Genomic DNA, 23,275 nt, shown 5'->3' with positions numbered 1-23,275 from the left:
CTTACCCTTTACAGCCCGAAAGCGGATGCTATGAGTTCTGTTTTCAATGCGCATGGACTCTTTCGATGGACAAGACAACGAACGGCTGGGTGAGCGGCATGGTGGGCGTGTTGATTTTCAGCGGCTCGCTACCCGCCACCCGCATCGCCGTACAAGGCTTCGATCCGGTGTTTCTGACGATGGCCCGCGCGACCATCGCGGGCACGTTGGGGCTGTTGCTTCTGCTCGTGTTTCGCCAGGCTCGGCCCGCAAGGCGCGACCTCGTCCCGCTGGTGATCGTCGCGCTGGGCGTAGTGGTTGGCTTTCCGCTCCTGACCGCCCTCGCGCTGCGCCACGTGAGCGCCGCGCACGCCGTGGTGTTCGTCGGCCTCCTCCCGCTGTCCACCGCGATCTTCGGCGTGCTGCGCGGCGGCGAGCGCCCGCAGCCGGCGTTCTGGCTGTTCTCGGCGCTCGGCAGCGGCGCGGTGGTCGCGTTCGCCTTGCGCCACGGCCTCGACGCGTCGCCACTCGGCGATGCGCTGATGCTGGCGGCGATCGTCGCCTGCGGCCTGGGTTATGCCGAAGGCGCGCGGCTGTCGCGCCATCTCGGCGGCTGGCAGGTGATTTCGTGGGCGCTGGTGCTGTCGCTGCCGGTGATGCTGCCGCTCGCCTGGTGGGCACGGCCTGCGTCGTTTGAAGGCGTGAGCCATGCGGCGCTGTGGGGACTCGCGTACGTGTCGCTTTTCAGCATGCTAATCGGCTTCGTGTTCTGGTATCGCGGACTGGCGCTCGGCGGCATCGCGGGGGTCGGGCAACTGCAATTGCTGCAGCCGTTCTTTGGCCTGTTGCTCGCCGGTTTGCTGCTGCACGAACAGGTGCCGCCCGCAATGATCCTGGTGACCGTCGTGGTAGTCGCGTGTGTGGCGGGCGCGCGGCACTTCTCGCGAAGCGCACCGGTGCGGCCGGCAGTCTGAACGGTGTCTCGCCCGCGCATGCGTTCCCTGATTTTCGGGACCACGCGAGGTCGACTGTCGGATGAATATGTCATCATCTCGATAATCGATCCACCACTCGCGCCGCGACTACGATGCCGACCGCATTTGCACAAACCGTCGAAGCCCGCTTTGCCGAACTCACGCCGACTTCCAAGCGCGTCGCCAGTTACATGCTGGCGAATCTCGACCGGCTCGGCCTTGAAAACGCCGATCAGATCGCCCAGCAAGCCGGCACCAGCGGTATCTCCGTGGGCCGGTTCTTGCGCAGCATCGGCTACCAGAACCTGGATGATCTGAAGCGCGAGCTGCGCGGCGCGCAGGAGCGCCCGTGGCTGATCACCGACCGGCTCGACGCATTTCGCCGCGCCTCCGGCCAGCACGACGAAGCCACACCGGCCGCAAGCGAGCCCGATGCTGGCAACCCCGCTGCCAACCCCGCTCTCGCCCACTCGCTCGAACTCGAAATCGGCGCGATCCAGCATGTCTACCAGCTTGCGCAATCGCCGGTGTTTGCCCGCGTGGCCGAACGCATCTCGAACGCTGACGCCGTCTATATCCTCGGTATTCAGTCCACGCGCGGCATCAGCAACGCGTTCTACAGCTACCTGGAGTACATCCGTCCGCGCGTGTTCTATTCGGACGGCATGTCGGGCTCCTATGTCGATTCGCTGAACTCCGAGTTCAAGGCACCGTATCTGATCGTCACCGATACGCGCGCCTATTCGATGATCGCGCGCCGCTATTGCGAGGCGGCCACGCGCCGTGGGCTGCCCTTCGCGCTCGTCACCGACATTTACTGTCCGTGGGCGCGCGAATTCGACGGTGATCTTTTGCAGGTGAAGACCGATGTCGGTCAGTTCTGGGACTCGCTGGCGCCGCTCACGTGCCTGTTCAATCTGCTGATTTCGGCGATTGTCGAACGGCTCGGGCCGGGCATCGACGAGCGCGTTGCACGTAACCGCGAACTGCAGAGCGAATTCGACCAGTTCGACCTTTGAGGCCGCCTACGCGATAAGCCAAGTGATTGACGATCGGCTAATCCGGGCTCCCGCGCCACACATGGCAAGCGTGCGTGTTCCTACGCGGCGCAACGCACTGATGATCGAATCGGCAACCGCACAAACCGCCCGCTGCGCTTGATGTCCTGCATTGATCGCATCAGGACGCGGTCGTCGCCGCAGCTTCCCCGCCGAGATACGCGTCACGTATCCGCTCGTCACCGAGTAGGGACTCAGCAGTGCCCTCGAGCACGACGCGGCCGGTCTGCAACACGTAGCCGTAATGCGCGATTTCCAGGGCGAGGCTAGCGTTCTGCTCGACCATGAAGAACGTCACGCCTTGCTGGTTGATCGTGTCGATCAGTTCCAGCACTTTATCGACGTAGAGCGGTGACAAACCCATCGTGGGTTCGTCCATGCAGATCAGTTTCGGCCGGCTCATCAACGCGCGCGCCATGGCCAGCATCTGCTGTTCGCCACCCGAGAGCGTGCCGGCCTTTTGCGCCAGGCGCTCTTTCACGCGCGGGAAAAGACCCAGCACGCGCTCATAGTCTTCGTCGATGGCTACACGGTCGCGCCGTGTGTATGCGCCCATCAGCAGATTCTCACGCACCGTCATGTCGCCGAACAGCCGCCGCGCCTCGGGTACGGACCCAACACCGCGCCGCACGATCTGCGGCGTGCTGAGTCCTGTGATCGCCTCACCTTCGAACGTGACGCTGCCGGAGCGCGGCTTGTGCAGACCGAGAATCAGCTTCATGGTGGTCGATTTGCCGCTCGCGTTGCCGCCAAGCAAACTCACGATCTGCCCGCGCCGCACTTGAAAATTGACGTCGAAATGCACCTGTACGGGACCGTAAAACGTCTCGATGTGTTCGAGTTTCAGTAGAGCGTCGCTCATCGTCGATGTTCCAGAAGTTCAGGCCGCGACGCGCACAGCCGCCGCACCGCCGACATTGCGATGGCCCAGATACGCCTCGATCACACGCGGATCGTTGCGCACGTCGCGCGGCAGCCCTTCGGCGATTTTTCCGCCGTTGTCGAGCACGATCACGCGATCCGATAAGCGCATCACCATGTCGAGCTTGTGTTCGATCAGCAGAATGGTCAGCCCGCGCGCTTTCAGTTGCTGGATCAGCACCAGCATTTCGGCGGTTTCGGACTCGTTCATGCCGGCCGTCGGCTCGTCGAGCAGCAGGATGCGTGGATGCAAAGCGAGCGCGCGGGCAATCTCGACGCGTCGCCGGTTCGCATACGACAGGCTATGCGCCGGATGATCGATGCGCGGCGCGAGGCGCTCGCCGAACCCCGCGATAATCTCGCGCACTTCGTCGCGCAGCGCCGCGTCTTCACGGCGAATCGAAGCGGGTCCGGTCAGTGCGCGCGCGACTTCGGCGATGGCGCCGACAATCGGCCAACCCGTGCGGGTAGCGCGCAAACGTGCATGCGCACCGATCAACACGTTGTCGAGCACGCTCAGATTGCCGAACACGCGGCCATGCTGAAACGTGCGCGCAAGTCCGAGCGCGGCGAGCTTTTCCGGCCGCACGCCGGTGATGTCGCGGCCGTCGAATTGCACGCTGCCGGCGTCCGGCGTATCAAGCCCGGTGATCAGATTGAACAGCGTCGACTTGCCCGCGCCGTTCGGCCCGATCACGCTGACCAGTTCGCCCTCCGAAATCGAAAGATCGACGCCGTTCACCGCGGTCAGTCCGCCGAAGCGCCGTGTCACGCCGCGCACGTCGAGAAGAGTCTGTGTCATGTGCGCTCCGTCATACCGTTCCCAGCAAACCCTGTGGCCTGAACCGCACCAGCAGCAGCAACACCAGGCCGTAGATCAGCATCCGATAGTCGGCGGCCCAGCGGAAAATCTCCGGCAAGCCAATCAGCGCGACCGCGCCGACGATGCCGCCCAGCACGTTGCCGAGGCCACCGAGAATCACCATCGTCAAGGCGAGGATGGATACTTGCGAATCGAAAGTCTGATTGTTGATGTAGCTATACAGATGCGCCGCGATCCCGCCGCTGATCCCGGCAGCCAGCCCACCGAACGCAAACGCGATCGCCTTGTAGCGGTTCGGGCGAATACCGTGCGAGCGCGCGGCGACCTCGTCTTCGCGAATCGCACGCAGCGTCCGACCCAGATGCGAGCTCAACAGCCGCGTTTGCAAAAGCGCCAGCACGATCAGCACGCCCAGCGCAAACCAGTAGATCGCGCGAGCGCTATCGGGCGTCCAGCCGAACACCGACAACGGCGCAATGCCCGCGATGCCGAGCGGGCCGCGCGTCAGACTGTCCCAGTTGAGGATCACGAGGCTCACCACTTCGCCGATGCCGAGCGTCGCAATCGAAACGTAGTGACCGCGCAAACGGAACGCCGGATAGACCAGCAGCGTGCCCAACGCGGCGGTGATCAGACCGGCGCAGAAGATCGTCACGACGGGTGACCAGCCGAGATTCGTCGACAGCAACGCGGACCCGTACGCGCCGATCACCAGCAACGCAGCATGGCCTAGCGAAATCTGTCCAACCGTACCCGCCACCAGCGTCAAACTCAACGCCAACATTCCGTACAGCCAGGCATCGGTGAGTGTTTGCAGGAGATAGGACGAACTGGCAACGAACGGCAGCGCAACCGCAGCCAGTGCCAGCGCAATCACCACGGTGCGCGGCACTATCACCGCTTTGCCGGCGGACAGGAACGTGCCCGTCATCGGCTCGGGCGGCAAACGGCGGCTGCCGCTAAAGAGTCCATTGGGACGCCACACCAGAAACAGCAACAGCAAAACGAACGCAAACAGATCGCGGTAACTGGTGCCGAAGATCGCCACGCCGTAACTCTCGACCAGACCCAGCAGCAGGCTGCCGACAATCGCGCCCGGCACGTTGCCCAGACCGCCGATCAGCAACGCCACTATGCCCTTGAGCGTGGCCTGGAAGCCCATCGCCGGATCGATGCTGTTGTAGTACATGCCGACCAGCAAGCCGCTCACGCCGCCGAGCGCGCACGCGATCGCAAACACCGCCTGATTGACGCCGTTGACGTTGACACCCATCTGCTGCGCCGCGTCCCGGTCCTGCGCGGTGGCGCGTACTGCCCAACCGAGACGCGTGAAACGCAGGAACACATAGAGCACGGTAGCCGCCGTCACGCCAATGCCTGCGATCAGCAGATCCAGCGAGCCGATCGTTGCGCCGCCGAGGCGAAAGTGCCAATCCGGCAGCGTGCTAGGCACCGGCCGCGGATCGGCGCCGAACAGCAACTGCGCGCACTGATCGAGCACGAAGCTAATACCGATCGTCGCGAGCAACGGGGCGATGCGCGCCGCACCCTGCAGCGGCCGCAAGCCGACGCGCTCGATCGCGATGCCCAGCAGCCCGCAGCCGACCACCACCGCCAGCAAGGCCAGCGGCAATGGCAACCCAAGCCGCGTCAGACACAGCCAGCCGATGAAGCTGCCGATCATGTACACCGAGCCGTGCGCAAAGTTGATCAGATGCGACACGCCGAAGATCAACGCAAGACCGACCGCCAGCAATGCATAGATATTGCCGACGATCAGTCCGTTGATCGTGTAGTCGAGCCATGAAGCCATAGCATTCGGATCCGGTGAGAAGCAGACACGTGAGCGTTGCTTGTGCGTTGCCCAGGCGTTATTTGGAAGCGACCAGCGGCTTCGCGCCGTCCCATTGCGTGAACTGATTGTCCTTGACGACCAGGTACACGCTGCGCGCACCGGCCACCCGGCGCGTCTGCGGGTCGAACTGCACCTTGCCGAAGATCAGGCTCGGCACGTCCTTGATCTGCTTCAGGCCGTCGAGCACCGCCTGACGGGTCACGCCGTAGCGGCGCATGACTTCCGCCGAGATGATCATCGCGTCGTAAGCGCGCGCGGCGAAGGTATCGGGCTCGCCGTTGTACTTCGCGCGATAACGCTGCACGAAGTCCTGCACTTCAGGCCGCTTGTCGCCGGGGAAAAAATTCGATTCCGTGAATACGCCGTTCACGGCCTCGCCGCCCAGTTCGAGAAACTTCGGCGAATAGACCGAGCCCACCGCCGCGATCGGTTGCGTCAAACCCGACGAACGCGCCTGGCGCACGATCTGCGCGCCATCCGCGTAGTACGAGATCAGCACGAGCGAGTCGGGTTTCGCTTCGTTCACACGCACCAGCGTCGCGCGGAAATCTTTTTCGGTCGGCTGATAACCTTCCGCCGCGACGACCTGTGCGCCATCCTGCGCGGCGGCTTTCGCGAAGATGTCCTTGCTGGTGCGGCCCCAGTCGGTATTCAGATAGAGAACGGCAATGCGCTTGAAGCCGAGTTCTTTCGTCGCGTAGTGCGCGAGCAGCGGCTGCTCTTCGGCTTGACTCAGTGCCGTGCTCCACATGTAGTCGCCACCCTTGGTGAAGTCGGGGTGCGAGTTGGTGAAGCCGAATTGCACGAGTTGTCCGCGCTGATAAATCGGCGACGCTGCCATCGAGGTCGTGCTCGACAGGTCACCCAGCTCCAGCAGGATGCGCGGATCGCCGACGAACTTCTGCGCGATCGACACGGCCTGGCGCGGGTCGCCACGGCTGTCCTCGAAGTCATAGGCAAGCGGGCGGCCCTTGATTCCGCCCTGGCTGTTGATCTGCTCCAGCGCGAGATCGAAGCCACGCTTCCACTGCGTGCCGTATTGCGCGTCCTGTCCGGTCAATGGTCCGCTCACGCCGATGAGATACGGCTCGCCCGTTGCGGCGCCCGCATGGGCCGGCGAGGTTGCTGTGATGCCCACCACTGCTGCGAGCACCGGCAGCATTTTCAGCCAGCGTGACCAACTGGTTCGCGATGATTTGGATACGTGCTTCATGTTTGCCTCGACTGTCAGCTTCAAAGTGGGGCCATGTAACCACGGTGAATTCCGGCGAACCAACGAAGTTTTGGGAATATGGTTATCACGTTGGAGAGGATGCCTCCGCTCGCTCACGGCAACGTGACGAACCCACGTTCACGCTAATGCGCAGACACGCCGAGGCATCTCATTGACGCAATTGATTTTTCTCTCTCCCGACACGCGCCGTATCAAACGAAATCTGCGGCGCAACGCACTCGCCCGCCAATCTGCTTCGCATTTTTTCGGCTGTCGATATCGGAATTGATTATATAAATCCCGCATTCAGACGACCCTACAATGCGCAAACCGAATTGCCAGGGCGAGTCATGGAGCTGCATCAACTCGAAGCATTTTCGGCGGTTATGTCCGCCGGCAGCATCACCGGTGCGGGACGCTTGCTCGAACGCTCGCAGCCGGCCGTCACGCGTCAGATTCAGGAACTCGAGGCGGATCTCGGCTATGCGCTGTTCAATCGCAACGGTCCGCGTGTGACGCCGACGCATCGCGCGTTTCTGCTTTACGAAGAAGTCGAGCGTTCGCTGATCGGGCTGAAGACCATCGAGCAACGAGCGCGCGCCATCGGTCTCGGCGAAGCGGAACCGCTGCGCGTGGCGGCCACGCCCGCGCTGGCGGCCTCGATCGTGCCGCCCGCCATCGCCTCGTTGCCGCCGCTCGACCACGCTCCGCAATTCCAGTTACGCAGTTTGTCGGCGGAACACGTTGTGCATGAAGTCCTGACCCGTACTGCGGATATCGGTCTGGTGACGCTGCCGATTGGGTATGCGGGGCTCGACATCCACTGGATCGCCGAAGCGCCCTGCGTGGCGCTCGTGCAGAGTGGCGACCCGCTCGCCACTCAACCGCGCATTGCCCTGCGCGATCTGGCCGACCGGCGCATCGTCACCGTGGCGAACCGGTTTCGGCTGCGGCATCGGATCGACGCGGCGTTCGCGGCTGCACGCATTTCCGCCAACGTGTTTCTCGAAACCAATGCATCGTTAAACGCGGTGATGGCCGCTCGCGCGGGCGCCGGTGTCGCGATCGTGGACCCCGCCACCGGACTCGGCCTGTCGATCGAAGGCGTGACGGCACGGCCGCTCGACTGCGCGATTCCGTTCTTCTTTGGTGTCGTGACGCCGGCAGGCAAACCGCGCCGCGCCGCCGTCGACGCATTACTGCAATCCATCGAACACGCGACCCGCGAGCTGCTCGAAGGCGTGGTGCTACATCCCGCCCAGCAACACGATGCACTGCTACAGCGCGAAACGCGCGTCTCCCGTGCGCGCACCAAACATCCGGAATACATCGCATGAATCGCCTTGCCGCACTCGAAGCCCGCTTGCGTGAAGATCTGCGTTGGCTGGAATTGCCCGCGCCCTCATGGGTCCCGCCACGTTTCGCCGGTGCTGAACGCGTACTCGATGTCGCCGTGATCGGCGGCGGCATGGCGGGTCTCACCGCGGCGGCGGAACTGCGTTGGCTCGGCATCGACAATCTGCAGGTGTTCGACCGCGCGCCATCAGGACGCGAAGGCCCCTGGGTATCGTTCGCGCGGATGGAAACGCTGCGCTCGCCCAAGCAACTCACGGGGCCCGCCCTGCGCATGCCGGCCCTCACGTTTCGCGCGTGGTACGAAGCGCAATTCGGCAGCGCCGCGTGGGATGCGCTCTACAAGATTCCGCGGATACAGTGGATGGATTATTTGCGCTGGTACCGCGAGGTGCTCGATCTTCCGGTGCAAAACGACACCACGTTGACCTCACTGCGTCCGCGCGACGACGGCCTGCTTGAACTCGATCTCGCTGATGCGGGTGCACAACGCACGGTGCTCGCGCGACATGTCGTGCTCGCCGCCGGACGCGACGGTTTGGGCGGCCCATCCGTACCGGCTATCGCCAATACGGTTGCACGCCGCTACTGGGCGCACTCCGCGGATGCAATCGATTTCGCTGCGTTGGCCGGCAAGCGCGTCGGTGTCGTCGGCGCGGGTGCGTCCGCCTTCGACAATGCCGCGACCGCGCTCGAAGCGGGTGCGGCCGCCGTCGATCTGTTCATCCGCCGTGACGATATTCCGCGCGTGAACAAGCTGACGGGCATCGGCAGTCCGGGGCTTGTGCACGGTTTCGCCGATCTTGACGACACATCCAAATGGCGTTTCCTGCATTACGCACAGGCTGAGCAAACACCGCCACCAAGAGACAGCGTGCTGCGGGTTTCGCGCCATGCGGGCGCACGCTTTCACGTCGGCAGCCCGCTTGTTGCGCTCAATGAACTCGACGGCGCGCTCGCGGTAACGACGCCGAAAGGCCGCTACGTGGTCGACTTTCTGATCTTCGCGACCGGCTTTCATTCGGATATCGCCACGCGCGCCGAATTCGCGCCGTTCGCCCACTTTGTACGGCGCTGGAAAGATCGTTATCAAGCGGACCCGTCACTGCCTTCGTACGAACTGGCCGAATCGCCGGATCTCGGCGCCGCGTTCGCCTTTCAGGAGCGCGAGCCCGGCACGTGTGCCGCGCTGACGCAGATCCATTGCTTCAATCATGCAGCGAGCCTCAGCCACGGCAAGCTCTCCGGCGACATCCCCGCGATCAGCGATGGCGCGCAGCGTCTGGCGCGCGGCATCGCAAGCCGCCTGTTCGACGCGGATCGCGAGCGGCACTACCAGGCGCTGCTCGCCTTCGACACGGCTGAGCTTCGAGGGGACGAATGGACCGACGCGGATGCATCGTCCGACACTTCACGCGCTCGCCTGCAAGCAGAGAACATCGCTGAAAACGCCGCTGAAAACACCGATTAACCAGCCGGAGCAGACATGACCGACCTCGCGTCACCGACTCAACCCGCCGCGCCCTCAGGCGCTGACACCATCGATACCATCGACGCCCTCGCCGGCCTGCAAGCCGGCAGCCCGCTCGCCGCGATCCGCCATGCCCGCGACAAAGTCGCGCTGCACACGCAACGCAGCGAAGACGCGTTGTTCGATCCGGCGTTGCCCGACCTGTCGCTGCAGGAACGTTTGTTTGCCGCGTGGTATGCCGCGCGCCTCTCGCTGGCCGACGATCTCGCCGATGCCTACACGGCTAAGCTCATCGCCACTGGCGCACAGCCGACCACGCTCGATGCAATCGAAGCGGGCACACTCGACACCACCACCGACGCTCGCCTGATCGCGATCCTCTCGCACGTCAAGCTGCTGACTATTAAGCCAGTCGAAGCACGCCCCGAGCATCTGCAAACGTTGCGGCAAGCCGGTATCACAACACGCGGCATCGTCGCGTTATCGCAGCTGATTGCGTTCGTCACTTATCAATTGCGCGTGGTAGCGGGCCTGAAGGCATTGCGCGCCGCACAGGAGGCCGCATGAGTCAGGTGAACACCAGTGCATCGCCGGTTGACCGGCTCAACGGCTTCACCTTCGATACCCTCGGCTGGCGCGCCTGGCTCGACACGGCCAGCCTCGCCGGCGCCACACTGGAGCAGATCGCCGTGCTCGAAGAGAGCCATCCGCACGCCAAAACCTCCGACTACTATCTGCTGCTGGTCCAACAGGCGGAAATTCTGCGGCAGCGCTCGGGGGTCTTCAACGCGATCATGTATGCGCCAGGCGGCCTGCCGCGCGCCGAGCGTGAACTCGCCAGCACCGTCGTGTCGCGCGTGAACGGCTGCGTGTATTGCGCTTCGGTGCATGCACAACGATTCGGCCAACTCGCGAGGCGGACCGATGCGATCGAACAGGTTTTTGAAGACCCGTCGAGCGCAGGCACCACGGAGCGCGAGCGCGCGATCATCCGGTACGCAATCGAACTGACTGACCACCCTGAAGGCGTCGACGCCACCGCCATCAAGCGGCTCGAAGCAAATGGCCTGACGCACGCGGAGATCCTCGACCTGACTCACGCTATCGCTATCTTCGCGTGGGCCAACCGGCTGATGCTCACGCTTGGAGAACCGGTGTTTCCGCATGCCGAATAGGCCACCGGCCGCATTGCGGTATCCTCACGGGCTCGTTCAGAAGGAGGATGGATTCATGAAGTTTTCGATTTGCGTGGCGGTTGCCGCCCTGACGCTGTCCGCCACCGCGTACGCGCAAACCTCGCAAACCTTTCGCTTCGGCGAAGGCCAGACCTCGCTGCCGTCCGGCAATGCCCATCCGGCACCCGCACCTGGCACGCAGGCCCAACAACCGCAACCGATGCAGGCCCAGCCGCAACCGCAACCCGCGGAACAGGCTCCGGCCAAGGCCAAGCCGAAGCACAAGGCGAAGCATCACCGACATCATCGCGGGCATGTGACTCAGCCGGACACGTACTCGCATAGCTGATCGGCGAAACGCATGCCGCGCGCATGCGTCTTCGCGACGAAAATCCGTAGCGCCCGGCGCAGCCGCATGGCCGGGCGCTACGTGCCGTACCTCGCTCGCGCCGGTCACCTATGCATCCGCGGATACTGCCTATAGATCGCGGCGATTTTTGACTCGCTTCAAATTCTCGCCCGCGGCGGGCATAGTGAAACGTATCCTCAGACCCACCGGCCACGACAGGACCACGTATGAGCACCACCCGCCCCGCGCCCTCCTCGCCCCATTCAGCCGACTCCACTGCCACGCCGCTGTCCACCCCGCCCTTAATCCGCGACGCCACCGAAGCCGATCTGCCCGCGATCCAGGCGATCTACGCGCACCATGTACTGACCGGCGTCGCTTCGTTCGAAGAAATTCCGCCTTCCGTCGACGACCTGCGTACACGGCTCGCGTCGGTACGCAGTCACGGGTTACCGTACATGGTGGCCGAGATCGACGGCGAAGTCGCCGGTTATTGTTACGCGACGCCGTACCGGCCGCGCGCCGCCTATCGCAACACGATCGAAGATTCGATCTACGTCGGCGACGCCTATCGTGGGCGAGGCCTGGGACGCATGCTTTTGCAGGCGCTGATCGAACGCTGCGAAACCGGACCGTGGCGCCAGATGGTCGCCGTGATCGCCGACGGCGGCAGCGGCGGTTCGCTGTCTCTGCATGCGCAGTTGGGCTTCGAATTGACCGGCACGTTGAAGGCGGTCGGCTTCAAGCACGGCCGGTGGCTCGACACCACGCTGATGCAGCGGACGTTGGGCGTAGGCGATTCGACCGTGCCGGACGACGTGGCGCGTTAAAATCCCCCCATGCCCAAAACGCCGCCCCCCATTCCGCCCTCGCCCGACGCCCCGAGCGTCCCGGCAAGCGCCACGCCGCGCAACGAATACACGGTCGACGAACTCGCGCGCGTGTCCGACACCACCGTGCGCAACGTGCGCGCCTATCAGGACCGCGGCCTGCTCGAGCCGCCGGAAAAGCGCGGCCGCGTCGGCGTGTATGACGATACGCATGTCTCGCGTCTGAAGCTGATCAACCACCTGCTCACGCGCGGCTACACGCTTGCGAACATTCAGGATCTGATCATGGCCGTCGACGAAGGCCACGATCTGCGTTCGATCCTCGGCCTTGAAACCGCGATCGGCAGCCGCTGGTCGCGCGAACGGCCGAAAAAATACTCGCTGCTCGAACTGCTGCAAATGTTCGGCGACAAAGCCTCGCCGAGCGCCCTCGGCAAAGCGGTCGATCTGGGCTTGCTGGAGCGCGACGGCCTCTCCTTCGTGTCCGGCAGCCCGACGGCGCTGGCCGCCGGCGCGACCATGGCCAAGGAAGGCATTCCGCTCGCCGACCTGCTCGACGCCGTGGGTATCGCCAGACCGCATTTCAATGCGGTCGCCAAGGCGCTGGTCGATCTGGTGGTCCGTCAGCTGGATCGCTATGATGCCGACGCCCTGCCGCCGCCCGCCGATGTGCCCGCCCTGGTCGACGCGATCTGGCGTGTGCGGCCGCTGGCGATGGTGCTGGTGGAAAGCGAAATGAACCGTGCACTGGAAGAAGCCTCCGGCGATTATCTCGGCGACCGTGTCGCGGCGATCATGGAAAAGAAGCTGGGACATGCGCCCGAAGGTGCAGCGGCCGAGCGCGCCGCGGCAAAGAAAGATAAATCCAGGAAATAGCGTTGCACGCGGCCATTTTCTGTCGCTAGCGGTGCTGCTCACCTGCGCAAGCAGGCGCTTTCGTACCCCGGCCGTTCGCGCGCGTCATATTCAAATCTGCATTGCTTCGTTTGATCGGCGGGACGTCCATGCGACGATCTTCGACTAATCGAACGCAATGGAGATTCGCAGCATGTCCCGTCATACCCGTATTTCGCTACATGTCGCCGCCGCGTTGCTGGCGGCGCTCACCACATTCAGCGCGACCGCGCAGAGCAGCAGTAATGGCAACGGCAGCGAGCCGGCCAACGTGCTGCGCATCGGCTATCAAAAGTCGGGCTTGCTCGCGATCCTCAAGGCGCAAGGCTCACTCGACGAAAAGCTCAAGCCGCTCGGCTACAGCATCAAGTGGTTCGAATTTCCGGCCGGCCCGCAACTGCTCGAAGCGCTGAACGCGAACAGCGTCGACTTCGGCTACACCGGCGCGCCGCCGCCCGTATTCGCACAGGCTGGTGGCGTGCGCTTCGTGTATGTCGGCGCGGAGCCGTCAGGGCGTCATGCCGAAGCGATTCTGGTCCGAAGCGATTCCGCGCTGCATAGCGTGGCGGAATTGAAGGGCAAGCGCGTCGCGCTGCAGAAGGGTTCGAGCGCGAACTATCTGCTGCTCGAAGCGCTGAAAAAAGCCGGCCTGCGTTACGAAGACGTTCGCCCGGTCTATCTGGCACCCGCCGATGCGCGCGCCGCCTTCGAAAGCGGCACCGTCGATGCATGGGCGATCTGGGACCCTTACTACGCGTCCGCACAGCAGGCGCTGAAGGCGCGCACGCTGGTCGATTATTCCGAGCTCAACAGTCCCAATAATTTCTACGAGGCTACGCGCGACTTCGCGCAGCAGCATCCGGATGTGATCGGTGCGATTCTTGGACAGTTGCGCACCACCGGCCTATGGGTGAATGACCATCCGGTGGAAACTGCCGCGCTGATCGCGCCAAAGGTCGGTCTCGATCAGAAGCTGGTCGAGACCTGGGTGCGCCGCTATCCGTACGGCACCACCGCCGTGACCGACGAGATCGTGCGCTCGCAGCAGGTCGTCGCAGATGCGTTCTACGGCGCGCATCTGATTCCGCAGAAAATCACGGTGAACGACAACGTCTGGCAGAACCGCGAGATTGCAGCCAGTCTTGCGGGGAAATAGACGTCGGCGGCTCGAATAACACCGCACGACCGGTTACTTCGCCATCCATATCAAATCGAGCCATGACGCCAGATCAGCTCGATGAATAATTTCTCAGCTCGACGCCACATTTCACTGACCCCGTCATTCAATCGATGACGGGGCCATAACGACACGCTCCCCCCACGTCCTTTCGCGACGTTGCCCGCCCTTCGCATCCGGAAACTCAATCTGTCAAAAAGGTTGCACCGGTAGAACTTTCATGTTGCGAAGCGGTCCCTTCTCCGCACGCTTCAATCGCGTCATTTTCCGGATACCTGTTCGTCACTCGCGTTACGCGGAGGCGCGGTATTCACGCTTTTATGAACCATGCGGCGAACAACTCGCCGCCGCTTAATAAATCAGGACCGTCAAGGCCATGCAGAATCTACTCGCTGGGATCCACTCCAACCGGTGGGCCTTCCTTTGGGACGCACTCACCACGATCTCGATGCGCCTGTGCGCCGCCGCATTGATCTTAGTGGTGGGCTGGTGGGTCGCCCGCCGCGTCGCACGCTCGCTCAACCGGCTGCTCGCGAGCCAATCGCGCATGGACGCCACGCTGCGTCCGGTCATCTGCGACACCTGCCTGTGGAGCATTCGCGTCGTCTCGATCATCGGCGCGCTGTCGCAACTGGGTATCCAGACGGCGAGCATCGTCGCCGTGCTCGGCGCCGCCGGCCTCGCTATCGGCCTCGCGTTGCAGGGCACGATGCAAAACATCGCGGCCGGCATCATGCTGTTGCTGCTGCGGCCGTTCAAGGTGGGCGATTCAATTGAGGCCGGCACGGGCACCGTCGCGGGCACCGTCGAAGAAATCAGCCTGTTCACGACGCGCCTCACAAAATCCGACGGCATTTGCGAATACGTGCCGAACAGCGCGCTTTGGAGCAATTCAATCCGCAATTACAACCGCAATCCGACTCGCCGCCTCGACCTGGAAGTGGAAATCTCGGTGCGTGACGACGTCGACCAGGCGCTGGCCGCACTGCGCAATCTCGCCATTGCCGACCCGCGCGTGCTGCCAAAGCCCGCGCCGCAGGTGATGGTGGCCCGTTTCGACGACAGCACCGTGGTCCTGAACATCCGCGTGTGGGCCACCATCGACGCGTTCTGGGACATGCGCTGGGACCTCGCTCGCCAGGTCCGTCAAACGCTCAACGACGCGCAATGCGGCTTGCCGGTTCGCACACGTGAACTGCATATCGTGCAAAACAACGACCGGGACGAGTCTGCAGCGACTCGGGCAACTGCCGCGCCGCAGACTGCGATGCAATAACGCGTCAAAGCTGCAAACCGGGCGGGTTTCCAAAGCGAATCCGCCCGGAATTTTTCACATAACGGAACGACCCAACCTCCCGCATCAGTCTCGAAGCCTGCTCCGGCCAGCGCCGTGCCCGCCTGGGTCTTGTGCCACAACCTTCTCCACGTCATAGAGTTCCCCGTCTAACCCGCTGCTTGCGTCATCCGTTGACAGCCTCTATTGTTACATCACTCAATGTAACAGTTAAAAGAGAACAACAAGGAGACGGATCGGATGAACGCACGCATGATGCCCCCCGACGACGCGGCGCCCAACGCATCCGCGCCCGTCGATACCGATATCGCCATCATCGGCTCCGGCTTTGCCGGCCTTGGCATGGCGATCCGCCTGCGGCAAGCCGGCATGACCGATTTCATCATCGCCGAAAAGGCCGAGTCGGTCGGCGGCACCTGGCGCGACAACCACTACCCCGGTTGTGCCTGCGACGTGCAATCTCACGTCTATTCGTTCTCCTTCGCCCCGAATCCGCGCTGGACCCGCATGTTCGCGCGTCAGCCGGAAATTCGCGCATATCTGGAAGAATGCACGCAACGCTTCGGCATCCAGCGTCATCTGCGCTTCGGCCATGAACTGGCCTCCGCGATCTACGACGAAACCCGCCACCGCTGGCAACTGACGTTCGCGAACGGCCAGCAATGGTCGGCGCGGGTGCTGATCTCGGGCATGGGCGGACTGTCGCGCGCGGCCCTGCCGAACATTCCCGGCATCGAAAAATTCAAGGGTAAAGCGTTCCACTCGCAGCACTGGGACCACACGTATCCGCTCGAAGGCAAACGCGTCGCGGTGATCGGCACCGGGGCGAGCGCGATCCAGTTCGTGCCGCAGATCGCGCCGCGCGTCTCGCATCTGAACCTGTTCCAGCGCACGCCACCGTGGATCATGCCCAAGGCCGACCGCGCGGTGAAACCGTTCGAACAGTGGTTGTTCAAGCATCTGCCGTTCACGCAGAAGATCATGCGTTCGGCGCTCTACTGCATGCTCGAATCGCGCGCCTTCGGCTTCGCGATTCATCCTTCGCTGATGAAGACCGCGCAGAAAGTCGCGGAGCGGCATCTGCGCCGCCAGGTGCCCGATCCACAATTGCGCGCCACGCTCACACCGAACTACACGATGGGCTGCAAGCGCATCCTGATCTCGAACGACTACTTCCCGGCGCTGTCTCGCCAGAACGTGTCGGTGACGACCACCGGCATCGCCCGCGTCGAAGAGGATGCCGTGATCACGTCCGACGGTGCACGTCATCCGGCCGATTGCCTGATCTTCGGCACTGGCTTTCAGGTGGCCGATCCGTTTCCGGCGGGCGTGGTGCGTGGCCGTGGCGGCGTCGATATCGTCGATACGTGGCGCGACGGCGCGCATGCGTATCTCGGTACGACACTGCCTGGTTATCCGAACTTCTTCATGATCGTCGGACCGAACACCGGTCTCGGTCACAACTCGATGGTGTTCATGATCGAGTCGCAGGTCGAGTACGTGCTGCGAGCGCTGAAGACGATGAACGCGGAACGCGCCGATGCGATCGAAGTGCGTCCGCATGTCGAGCGTGCCTATAACGAACAGATCCAGCAGAAACTCGGCCGCGCGATCTGGTCGACGGGCGGCTGCAAGAGCTGGTATCTCGATCCGAAGACCGGCAAGAACACCACGCTGTGGCCAGGATTCGCCTACAAATTCCGCCAGGCGACCAGCACCTTCAGCATGGACGATTACCTCGCGTATTCGCCCGCGGTGCAAGCGCTGAGTGGACATGGGAGTTCACAACAACAGTCTGTGCATGCGCATGGGAATGTGGCCACCAGGGCACCCACGACATCCGCGGAAGCAACCTGATAAAAGCACGACCCGAATAAACATAACGACAAGGCACCGTTCAGAGAGGACAGGAGATAAGCCAATGAAGAACTTCACCGACAGAGTAGCCGCGATCACCGGCGCAGGCTCGGGCATGGGCCGTTCGCTCGCGATCCGGCTGGCGCGCGAAGGCTGCCACCTCGCGCTCGCCGATCGCAATGCCGCGAGCCTCGCCGAAACCGCGCAACTCGCTCAGGCTGCCGCGCCGCATATCGTCGGTTCGCCGCTGCGCATCACCACGCGTGTGCTCGACGTGTCGGACCGCGCCGCGATGTTCGAATGGGCCGCCGAAACGGCCGCGCAGCATCAGCGCGTGAACCTCGTGTTCAACAACGCGGGCGTGGCATTGTCGAGCACCATCGAAGGCATGGAGTACGCCGACCTGGAGTGGATCGTCGGCATCAATTTCTGGGGCGTGGTGCACGGCACGAAGGCGTTTCTGCCGTATATCAAGGCATCCGGTGCGGGACACATCGTCAATACATCGAGTGTGTTTGGCCTCTTCTCGCAGCCCGGCATGAGCGGCTACAACGCGACCAAGTTCGCCGTGCGCGGCTTTACCGAAGCATTGCGCCAGGAACTCGATCTGATGAAGTGCGGGGTGTCGGCCACCTGCGTGCATCCGGGCGGCATTCGCACAAGCATCGCGCAGTCGAGCCGGATCTCGTCGAACATGGTCGGCTTCATGCTGGAAAACGAACAGCAAGGCAAGGACGACTTCGAGAAGTTTTTCATTACCACCGCCGACGAAGCCGCACGCGTAATTCTCGACGGCGTGCGCAAGAACAAGCGGCGCGTACTGATCGGCCGCGATGCGCGCGCCGCCGACTGGCTGGCGCGTACGTTGCCGGCCGCCTATCAGGCGCTGGTCGTGATGCAGACGCGCCGCATGAAACGCATTGCGGAAAAGCGCGCACGCCGCGCCGCGCAGGTGGACGGCCGGCGTGCGTAATGCGTTGCCCGCCACACGACGAGCACGATCAACAGGACATAAAGGATTACAAGGAGAATGGTCATGATGCCGGTTCGCCGCGACCTCCGCTTCAACTTGCCGCCCGAACGTGCCTCCGATTGGCACGTGCAGGGCTCGCATGTGACACACTTCTTCAATGCGCTTTCGCTGCTATTCCCTGCCGGCGAACGTTTCTTCATGGACAGCGTGCGCAACTACCGCGACCAGATCGACGACCCCGTGCTGAAGAAGCAGGTACTCGGCTTCATCGGCCAGGAGGCGATGCATACGCGCGAGCACATCGAATACAACGATCTGTTGCAGGAAGCGGGTTTGCCCGCGCATAAGCTCGACAAACGCCTGTGGGCGATTCTCAACTTCGGCCGCAAGATCCTGCCGCATTCGTATCAACTCGCGGTCACGGTCTGCCTCGAGCATTACACGGCGATGCTGGCGGGCCTGCTGCTGGAGGACGCATCGCGTATCGGTGGTTCGGTCGAAGGCTATACGCAGATGTGGACGTGGCATGCGCTCGAAGAAACCGAACACAAATCGGTTTCGTACGACGTGTGGAATGCGGTACTGAAGCCCGGCCTCGGACGCTATCTGCTGCGCACCGGCACGATGCTCGCCACTACGCTGACCTTCTGGCTGATCGTGTTCGACTTCCACGTGCGCCTGCTAATCGCCGATCGCAAACGCGGCGGCCATATCCGCGGCATGTGGCGCGTCGTGAAGTATCTGTACGGCCCGCGTCATGGCGTGTTTCCGCGTATTGCCGGTGAATGGCTGAGCTTTTTCCGGCCGGGCTTCCATCCGTGGGATCACGACAATCGCGCGCAACTGTCGCGCATCGACGGGCTCATCGCCGCGGTCGACGCCACCAACGCGACCACGCCAAGCGCACGCAAGGCCGCGCGACGCGGCGTGCAGGCGGCCGCGTGATACGCGACACGCTGTCGGTCGAGGCCGGCGACGTGCGGCTCGCGGTCTATGTGAGTGGGCCGCGCGACGCGCCGCCGATCGTGCTGGTGCACGGTTATCCGGATTCGGCGGCGGTGTGGGAACCGGTGCGCGCGCAACTCGACGCACGCTACCGCGTCATCAGTTATGACGTGCGCGGCGCCGGGGCATCCGACGCACCCGAGTCGCGCGCGGCTTACCGGCTCGAACGACTGGCCGCCGATCTCGCGGCCGTCGCCGATGCAACGTGCGGCGCGCGGCCGTTTCACCTGGTCGGCCACGACTGGGGTTCGATTCAAAGCTGGGAAGCGGTCACTGATCCTGTCTTCAAAGGCCGCGTTGCGTCGTACACATCGATCTCCGGGCCGTGCCTCGATCATGCGTCTTTCGGCTTACGCGGCGCCGGCGCCGGCGCCGATCGTGCGGAACAGTCCGATGCACATCACGCAGCAAAGCGCCCGTTCGGCAGCGGCCTTCGGCAAACACTCAAATCCTGGTACATCTTCTTCTTTCACCTGCCGTTGCTGCCGGAGTTGGTATGGCGCGCGGGCGGTGCACGCATGTGGCCGTTATGGCTGCGCCTGACCGAACGGGTGCGCCTTGAACGCGATCCTGCGCAGATGCGCAATGCGATCAACGGCCTGAATCTTTATCGCGCCAATTTCATCGACAAATTGCTGCGCCCGCGTGCGCGCCATGCGCATGCGCCGGTGCAATTCATCGTGCCGCTGCGCGATCGCTACGTCGGGCCCGAACTCTCAATTGGACTCGAAGGCTGGCTCGGCCCGTATAGCCGCACTGAAATCGATGCCGGCCATTGGGTCGTATTGCGCGAACCCGAGCGTATCGCGACGGCCATTGAGCGCTTTGTCGAGCAGCACCGAGTACAGCAGCCGGCAGACAACGGCGGCCCCGGCGCCTCGACGGTCAACGCCCGCGCGGCAGGCGCGTGAACAGCGTCGGATAGTCGATCACGAGGCCGTCTTCATCCACCGTCAGGTCGGCGGTGAAATTGCGGAAGATGCCCTCATAGCGATACACGCGATTCAACTCGATGCATGAATACGCCTGCTCGGCACGCGTGACCTGTAAATCCGGCGTCGAAATATAGGCCACGGAAATCGGCTGACGCTCGCCTTCGGCCAGTTGCAACCGGCGGCTCGGCAACGTGTTCGTATAGGGCGTGGCGGCGATATCGATATCGATGCACCCTTCAATCGCGCTCAGTACGAGGCCATGACCATCGTGCCAATGGCCGGCTCCGTCACCGTGCAATTCCAGCTCAGCGCCGCCGACGATCTTCAGCCACGCATACGTGGTGCGCCATTGCGCATCGCAGCGCACCTTATAGTGCAAGCCATATTCCTTGCCGTAGCGCTGCCCGACCAGGACGCTTTCCACTGCAAAGCCGTCCGCGCGCGCGTCGAACGCCAGATGTTCGAAGCCATCGCCCTCTTCCGATGCCCACCTTAATTCACGCATCAGCCTGTCTCCTTGTGGAACGGCGCGGCAAACGCGCCGGGTTTCTATCGTAGCGCGAAAGTTTTCGGTTCGCCGACGCATCGTTTTTCGGCTTTCGGCTCTCTGGCGCGCAAGTGTCGCAAATAGCCACTATCAACGGCGGCGATGCCCGGCGCGGCGCCAGTAGCCTATGCTCGCGGTTTATTCTCAACCTGACCCGCTGCGCGCGCCTTACCTGCCCGCAGCACAGTCGCGCGCATCGAATTCGCCACCCTCAAACCATGCACGCCGCCGCAACCGAAGCACAATCTGCCGCCTTGCGCACCTTGCTGCGCAGTTTCGGCCAGATCGTGCTGCAACCGAACGCCTTCACCGGCGCGTGCCTGCTCGGCGCGTGGCTGCTATGCGATCCGCGCCTCGCCTGCGCAGCGCTGATCGGCGCGATTGCGGCCAACGTGAGCGCAGTACTGGCCGGCTATCGCGAGCACGACACTCGCGCGGGCCTGCACGGCTTCAATGGCGCGCTGGCCGGTCTCGCCGCGTTCAGCTTCATCGCCGAAAACGCGACGGCCGCCGCCGTGGCCATTCTAGCTGCGACAGGCACGGCATGGCTGCTGGAACCGTGGTCGCGCTGGTTGCGCGCGCGTGGTCTCGGCTATTTCTCCAGCCCCTGTTTGATCGTCACGTGGCTTTGGCTGCCGCTGGTGACTCGCGTCGCCGAGCAAACAAGCCTCGCCACTGAGCCCACGCTCAGCGCGGTGCAATTGGGCAGCGGCTTATTCGCCGGATTCGCGCAAACCGGCTTTGCGTCCGGCGCGTTGCCAGGTTTGCTTGTATTGATCGGCATTGCGGCTGCGTCAAGACGGCACGCGCTGTGGGCGTTGGTCGGCGCGGGCCTCGCGAGCGTCATGCACGTGCTGCTCGGCGCGAGTGCAAGCTCGTTCGACGCAGGCCTGTTAGGATTCAACGGCGCGCTGACCGCGATCGCGCTGGCCGATTGCGGCATTGCGATGACGCTTGGGGGTGTTGTGCTTTCGGTCGTGCTGCAGATGGCGACGGCTTACTATGCGTTGCCGGCCATGACCGCGCCGTTCGTACTCGCAACGTGGAGCATGCAGTGGCTCACTGGCCGTTTTACGCGCGGTACGGCCATGGTCGAAGCGGCGAAGCGTGTCGAAGCCGGAAGGCGTGTGACGTTGCCGGAATCGGTCAGGCGCCCGAGTTAGCGCTGCGGGTTTGGGGGCGGGTTTAGCCCATGGACCCAAGCCGCAACCACAGCCCATCAAGCAATCTCAGGAGACAGACATGTCGTTCACCCACACACCCACTGGCCGTGTCACCGAGGCGGGGCCAAGATCCGAAGCGGAACAGCAGACCCGTGTCGACCTGGCCGCCGCCTATCGCCTCGCGGCGCTCAACGGCTGGGACGATCTGGTCTACACGCATATCTCGGCCAGCGTTCCCGGCGAACCCGGCCACTTCCTGATCAACCCGTTCGGCCTCGCGTTCGACGAAGTGTGCGCATCGAACCTGGTGAAGATCGATATCAAAGGCAACATCGTCGGCGCGAGCGAGCATCCGGTCAACGCCACGGGCTTCGCGCTGCACGCCGCTGTGCACGCGGCACGTGCCGATGCTTTCTGCGTGATGCATTTGCACAATACGGCAGGCGTGGCAGTTTCCGCACAACCCGCCGGCTTGCTGCCGGCGTCGCAACATGCGCTGCGTTTTTATGGCCACCTCGCGTATCACGATTACGAAGGCCTCGCCTTCACGCCGACCGAAGGCGAACGCCTCGTCGCGCATCTCGCCAACAAACCGGCCATGCTGTTGCGCAATCACGGCACACTGACCGCCGGCCGAACCGTCGCCGAAGCCTATGTACTGATGGCGACACTGATCAAGGCCTGCGAAATACAGCTGCAGGCGCAAGCATGCGGCAGCGAGCTTGTCGTGCCGAGCGATGACGTAGCCGCACGCACTGCCGATCAACTGTACGACGGCGGTGCGATCGAAGGTGCGCTGGAATGGCCTGCGTTGCTACGCAAGCTAGACCGGATCGATCGCACGTACCGCGATTAAACTCACTTCTCAACATCACTTATCACGGAGCCACGCAATGCCCACGTTTCATATCGAACTCTTCGAAGGCCGCTCGGTGGAACAGAAACGCCAGTTCGTCGAAGCCATTACCAAAGCGACCTGCGAATCGCTCGGCGTCGAACCGAACTCGGTGGACATTATCCTCACCGACGTCAAACGCGAAAACTGGGCAACGGGTGGACGTTTGTGGTCCGACGCGGACGCGTGATTGTCCGTATTGGCCATCTGGCGTCTTAATTCTGTCCGATTGTCACAACAGATTTGCACCGGTGAGCTGGAATGCCGTCACGGGGTTTATCGGTGCGCAGTAGCGCGACACGGGCCGCTTCACGACTGAACCGAAGTCCGTGCGCCGCAGAGAATGCTGCGCGCGTTGCGCGCGCAGCAGGTACTTCTGAGCGACGCGTATCTGAAACGCGTCGCCGTGGCAGCGTCGACAGACGCCGCCACGCCACCTGGGCAATTAGAACCGGTGGATGATACCCACGCCTGCCGCGAACTGGCTGCGTGACGAGGACGGCGCGCTGTTCTGGCCGTCGCCGATATCGGCCG

23 protein-coding genes are annotated in these 23,275 nt (G+C 63.3%); 18 read left to right on the top strand and 5 right to left on the bottom strand.

What is annotated here, in order from left to right:
* The first annotated feature begins 65 nt into the window (after positions 1 to 65).
* Positions 66 to 953, top strand: a complete 888-nt coding sequence (locus M0D64_RS18240; protein WP_154561572.1) for a DMT family transporter — start codon at positions 66 to 68, stop codon at positions 951 to 953.
* A gap of 113 nt (positions 954 to 1,066) precedes the next feature.
* Entirely contained in the window at positions 1,067 to 1,972 is a 906-nt protein-coding gene (gene sapR, locus M0D64_RS18235) for a sap1 transcriptional regulator SapR (RefSeq protein ID WP_266258754.1), read from the top strand.
* A gap of 160 nt (positions 1,973 to 2,132) precedes the next feature.
* Here the strand turns inward: sapR and M0D64_RS18230 are convergent, their stop codons facing one another.
* From M0D64_RS18230 to M0D64_RS18215, 4 genes are read right to left on the bottom strand one after another with little or no spacing between them, the layout of a single operon-like run.
* On the bottom strand, positions 2,133 to 2,873 hold the full coding sequence (locus M0D64_RS18230) for an ABC transporter ATP-binding protein (protein WP_097396882.1): 741 nt from the start codon (positions 2,871 to 2,873) through the stop codon (positions 2,133 to 2,135).
* Between the two features lie 18 nt (positions 2,874 to 2,891).
* Positions 2,892 to 3,734 (bottom strand): ABC transporter ATP-binding protein, encoded by an 843-nt coding sequence (locus M0D64_RS18225; RefSeq protein WP_154561576.1) that lies wholly within the window; start codon positions 3,732 to 3,734, stop codon positions 2,892 to 2,894.
* 10 nt (positions 3,735 to 3,744) lie between these two features.
* Positions 3,745 to 5,568: an ABC transporter permease gene (locus tag M0D64_RS18220; RefSeq protein WP_266258753.1), complete on the bottom strand. Its 1,824-nt coding sequence runs from the start codon at positions 5,566 to 5,568 to the stop codon at positions 3,745 to 3,747.
* A gap of 58 nt (positions 5,569 to 5,626) precedes the next feature.
* The gene (locus M0D64_RS18215) at positions 5,627 to 6,823 is read right to left on the bottom strand and encodes an ABC transporter substrate-binding protein (RefSeq protein WP_266258752.1); all 1,197 of its coding nucleotides are present in this window, start codon (positions 6,821 to 6,823) and stop codon (positions 5,627 to 5,629) included.
* A gap of 350 nt (positions 6,824 to 7,173) precedes the next feature.
* Between M0D64_RS18215 and M0D64_RS18210 the strand changes: the two genes are divergently transcribed.
* The 13 genes from M0D64_RS18210 (at position 7,174) to M0D64_RS18150 (ending at position 20,112) form a co-directional block, all read left to right on the top strand.
* Entirely contained in the window at positions 7,174 to 8,160 is a 987-nt protein-coding gene (locus tag M0D64_RS18210) for a LysR family transcriptional regulator (RefSeq protein ID WP_266258751.1), read from the top strand.
* The gene (locus tag M0D64_RS18205; protein WP_266258750.1) at positions 8,157 to 9,647 is read left to right on the top strand and encodes an NAD(P)-binding domain-containing protein; all 1,491 of its coding nucleotides are present in this window, start codon (positions 8,157 to 8,159) and stop codon (positions 9,645 to 9,647) included. The genes M0D64_RS18210 and M0D64_RS18205 overlap by 4 nt, the downstream gene beginning before the upstream one ends.
* Before the next feature lie 15 nt (positions 9,648 to 9,662).
* Positions 9,663 to 10,214: a CMD domain protein gene (locus M0D64_RS18200; protein WP_266258749.1), complete on the top strand. Its 552-nt coding sequence runs from the start codon at positions 9,663 to 9,665 to the stop codon at positions 10,212 to 10,214.
* On the top strand, positions 10,211 to 10,822 hold the full coding sequence (locus M0D64_RS18195) for a peroxidase-related enzyme (protein WP_266258748.1): 612 nt from the start codon (positions 10,211 to 10,213) through the stop codon (positions 10,820 to 10,822). Before M0D64_RS18200 ends, M0D64_RS18195 begins: the two co-directional genes overlap by 4 nt.
* A 55-nt stretch (positions 10,823 to 10,877) precedes the next feature.
* On the top strand, positions 10,878 to 11,171 hold the full coding sequence (locus M0D64_RS18190) for a hypothetical protein (protein ID WP_171929464.1): 294 nt from the start codon (positions 10,878 to 10,880) through the stop codon (positions 11,169 to 11,171).
* A 227-nt stretch (positions 11,172 to 11,398) separates the two neighbouring features.
* Positions 11,399 to 12,001: a GNAT family N-acetyltransferase gene (locus M0D64_RS18185; protein WP_266258746.1), complete on the top strand. Its 603-nt coding sequence runs from the start codon at positions 11,399 to 11,401 to the stop codon at positions 11,999 to 12,001.
* A gap of 9 nt (positions 12,002 to 12,010) precedes the next feature.
* Entirely contained in the window at positions 12,011 to 12,877 is an 867-nt protein-coding gene (locus M0D64_RS18180; protein WP_266258745.1) for a MerR family transcriptional regulator, read from the top strand.
* A gap of 172 nt (positions 12,878 to 13,049) precedes the next feature.
* The gene (locus tag M0D64_RS18175) at positions 13,050 to 14,051 is read left to right on the top strand and encodes a sulfonate ABC transporter substrate-binding protein (protein WP_266258744.1); all 1,002 of its coding nucleotides are present in this window, start codon (positions 13,050 to 13,052) and stop codon (positions 14,049 to 14,051) included.
* Between the two features lie 397 nt (positions 14,052 to 14,448).
* On the top strand, positions 14,449 to 15,348 hold the full coding sequence (locus tag M0D64_RS18170; protein ID WP_266258743.1) for a mechanosensitive ion channel family protein: 900 nt from the start codon (positions 14,449 to 14,451) through the stop codon (positions 15,346 to 15,348).
* A gap of 258 nt (positions 15,349 to 15,606) precedes the next feature.
* Positions 15,607 to 17,223 carry an NAD(P)/FAD-dependent oxidoreductase gene (locus M0D64_RS18165; RefSeq protein WP_266258742.1) on the top strand — a complete coding sequence of 539 codons (1,617 nt, stop codon included), beginning with the start codon at positions 15,607 to 15,609 and terminating at the stop codon, positions 17,221 to 17,223.
* Positions 17,224 to 17,287: 64 nt separating this feature from the next.
* Positions 17,288 to 18,196 carry an SDR family oxidoreductase gene (locus M0D64_RS18160; RefSeq protein ID WP_171929437.1) on the top strand — a complete coding sequence of 303 codons (909 nt, stop codon included), beginning with the start codon at positions 17,288 to 17,290 and terminating at the stop codon, positions 18,194 to 18,196.
* 63 nt (positions 18,197 to 18,259) lie between these two features.
* Positions 18,260 to 19,141 carry a metal-dependent hydrolase gene (locus M0D64_RS18155; protein WP_266258741.1) on the top strand — a complete coding sequence of 294 codons (882 nt, stop codon included), beginning with the start codon at positions 18,260 to 18,262 and terminating at the stop codon, positions 19,139 to 19,141.
* Entirely contained in the window at positions 19,138 to 20,112 is a 975-nt protein-coding gene (locus tag M0D64_RS18150) for an alpha/beta fold hydrolase (protein WP_266258740.1), read from the top strand. The genes M0D64_RS18155 and M0D64_RS18150 overlap by 4 nt, the downstream gene beginning before the upstream one ends.
* Here M0D64_RS18150 and M0D64_RS18145 read toward each other — a convergent pair.
* Positions 20,087 to 20,641 carry a putative glycolipid-binding domain-containing protein gene (locus tag M0D64_RS18145; protein ID WP_266258739.1) on the bottom strand — a complete coding sequence of 185 codons (555 nt, stop codon included), beginning with the start codon at positions 20,639 to 20,641 and terminating at the stop codon, positions 20,087 to 20,089. The genes M0D64_RS18150 and M0D64_RS18145 overlap by 26 nt on opposite strands.
* Before the next feature lie 260 nt (positions 20,642 to 20,901).
* Here M0D64_RS18145 and M0D64_RS18140 point away from each other — a divergent pair, with 260 nt between their 5' ends.
* The 3 genes from M0D64_RS18140 (at position 20,902) to M0D64_RS18130 (ending at position 22,931) form a co-directional block, all read left to right on the top strand.
* Positions 20,902 to 21,846, top strand: coding sequence for an urea transporter (locus M0D64_RS18140; protein ID WP_266258738.1), 945 nt, complete (start codon positions 20,902 to 20,904; stop codon positions 21,844 to 21,846).
* Positions 21,847 to 21,925: 79 nt separating this feature from the next.
* Positions 21,926 to 22,702 carry a class II aldolase/adducin family protein gene (locus tag M0D64_RS18135; RefSeq protein ID WP_266258737.1) on the top strand — a complete coding sequence of 259 codons (777 nt, stop codon included), beginning with the start codon at positions 21,926 to 21,928 and terminating at the stop codon, positions 22,700 to 22,702.
* On the top strand, positions 22,698 to 22,931 hold the full coding sequence (locus tag M0D64_RS18130; protein WP_266258845.1) for a 4-oxalocrotonate tautomerase: 234 nt from the start codon (positions 22,698 to 22,700) through the stop codon (positions 22,929 to 22,931). Before M0D64_RS18135 ends, M0D64_RS18130 begins: the two co-directional genes overlap by 5 nt.
* Positions 22,932 to 23,275: the final 344 nt, after the last annotated feature.

Origin of the sequence: Paraburkholderia sp. WS6 (assembly GCF_030464835.1) — a bacterium.
Taxonomy (GTDB): Bacteria; Pseudomonadota; Gammaproteobacteria; order Burkholderiales; family Burkholderiaceae; genus Paraburkholderia; species Paraburkholderia madseniana.
Note: the sequence above shows the minus strand (reverse complement) of the source record. Positions and strands in the feature narration are given on the sequence as shown.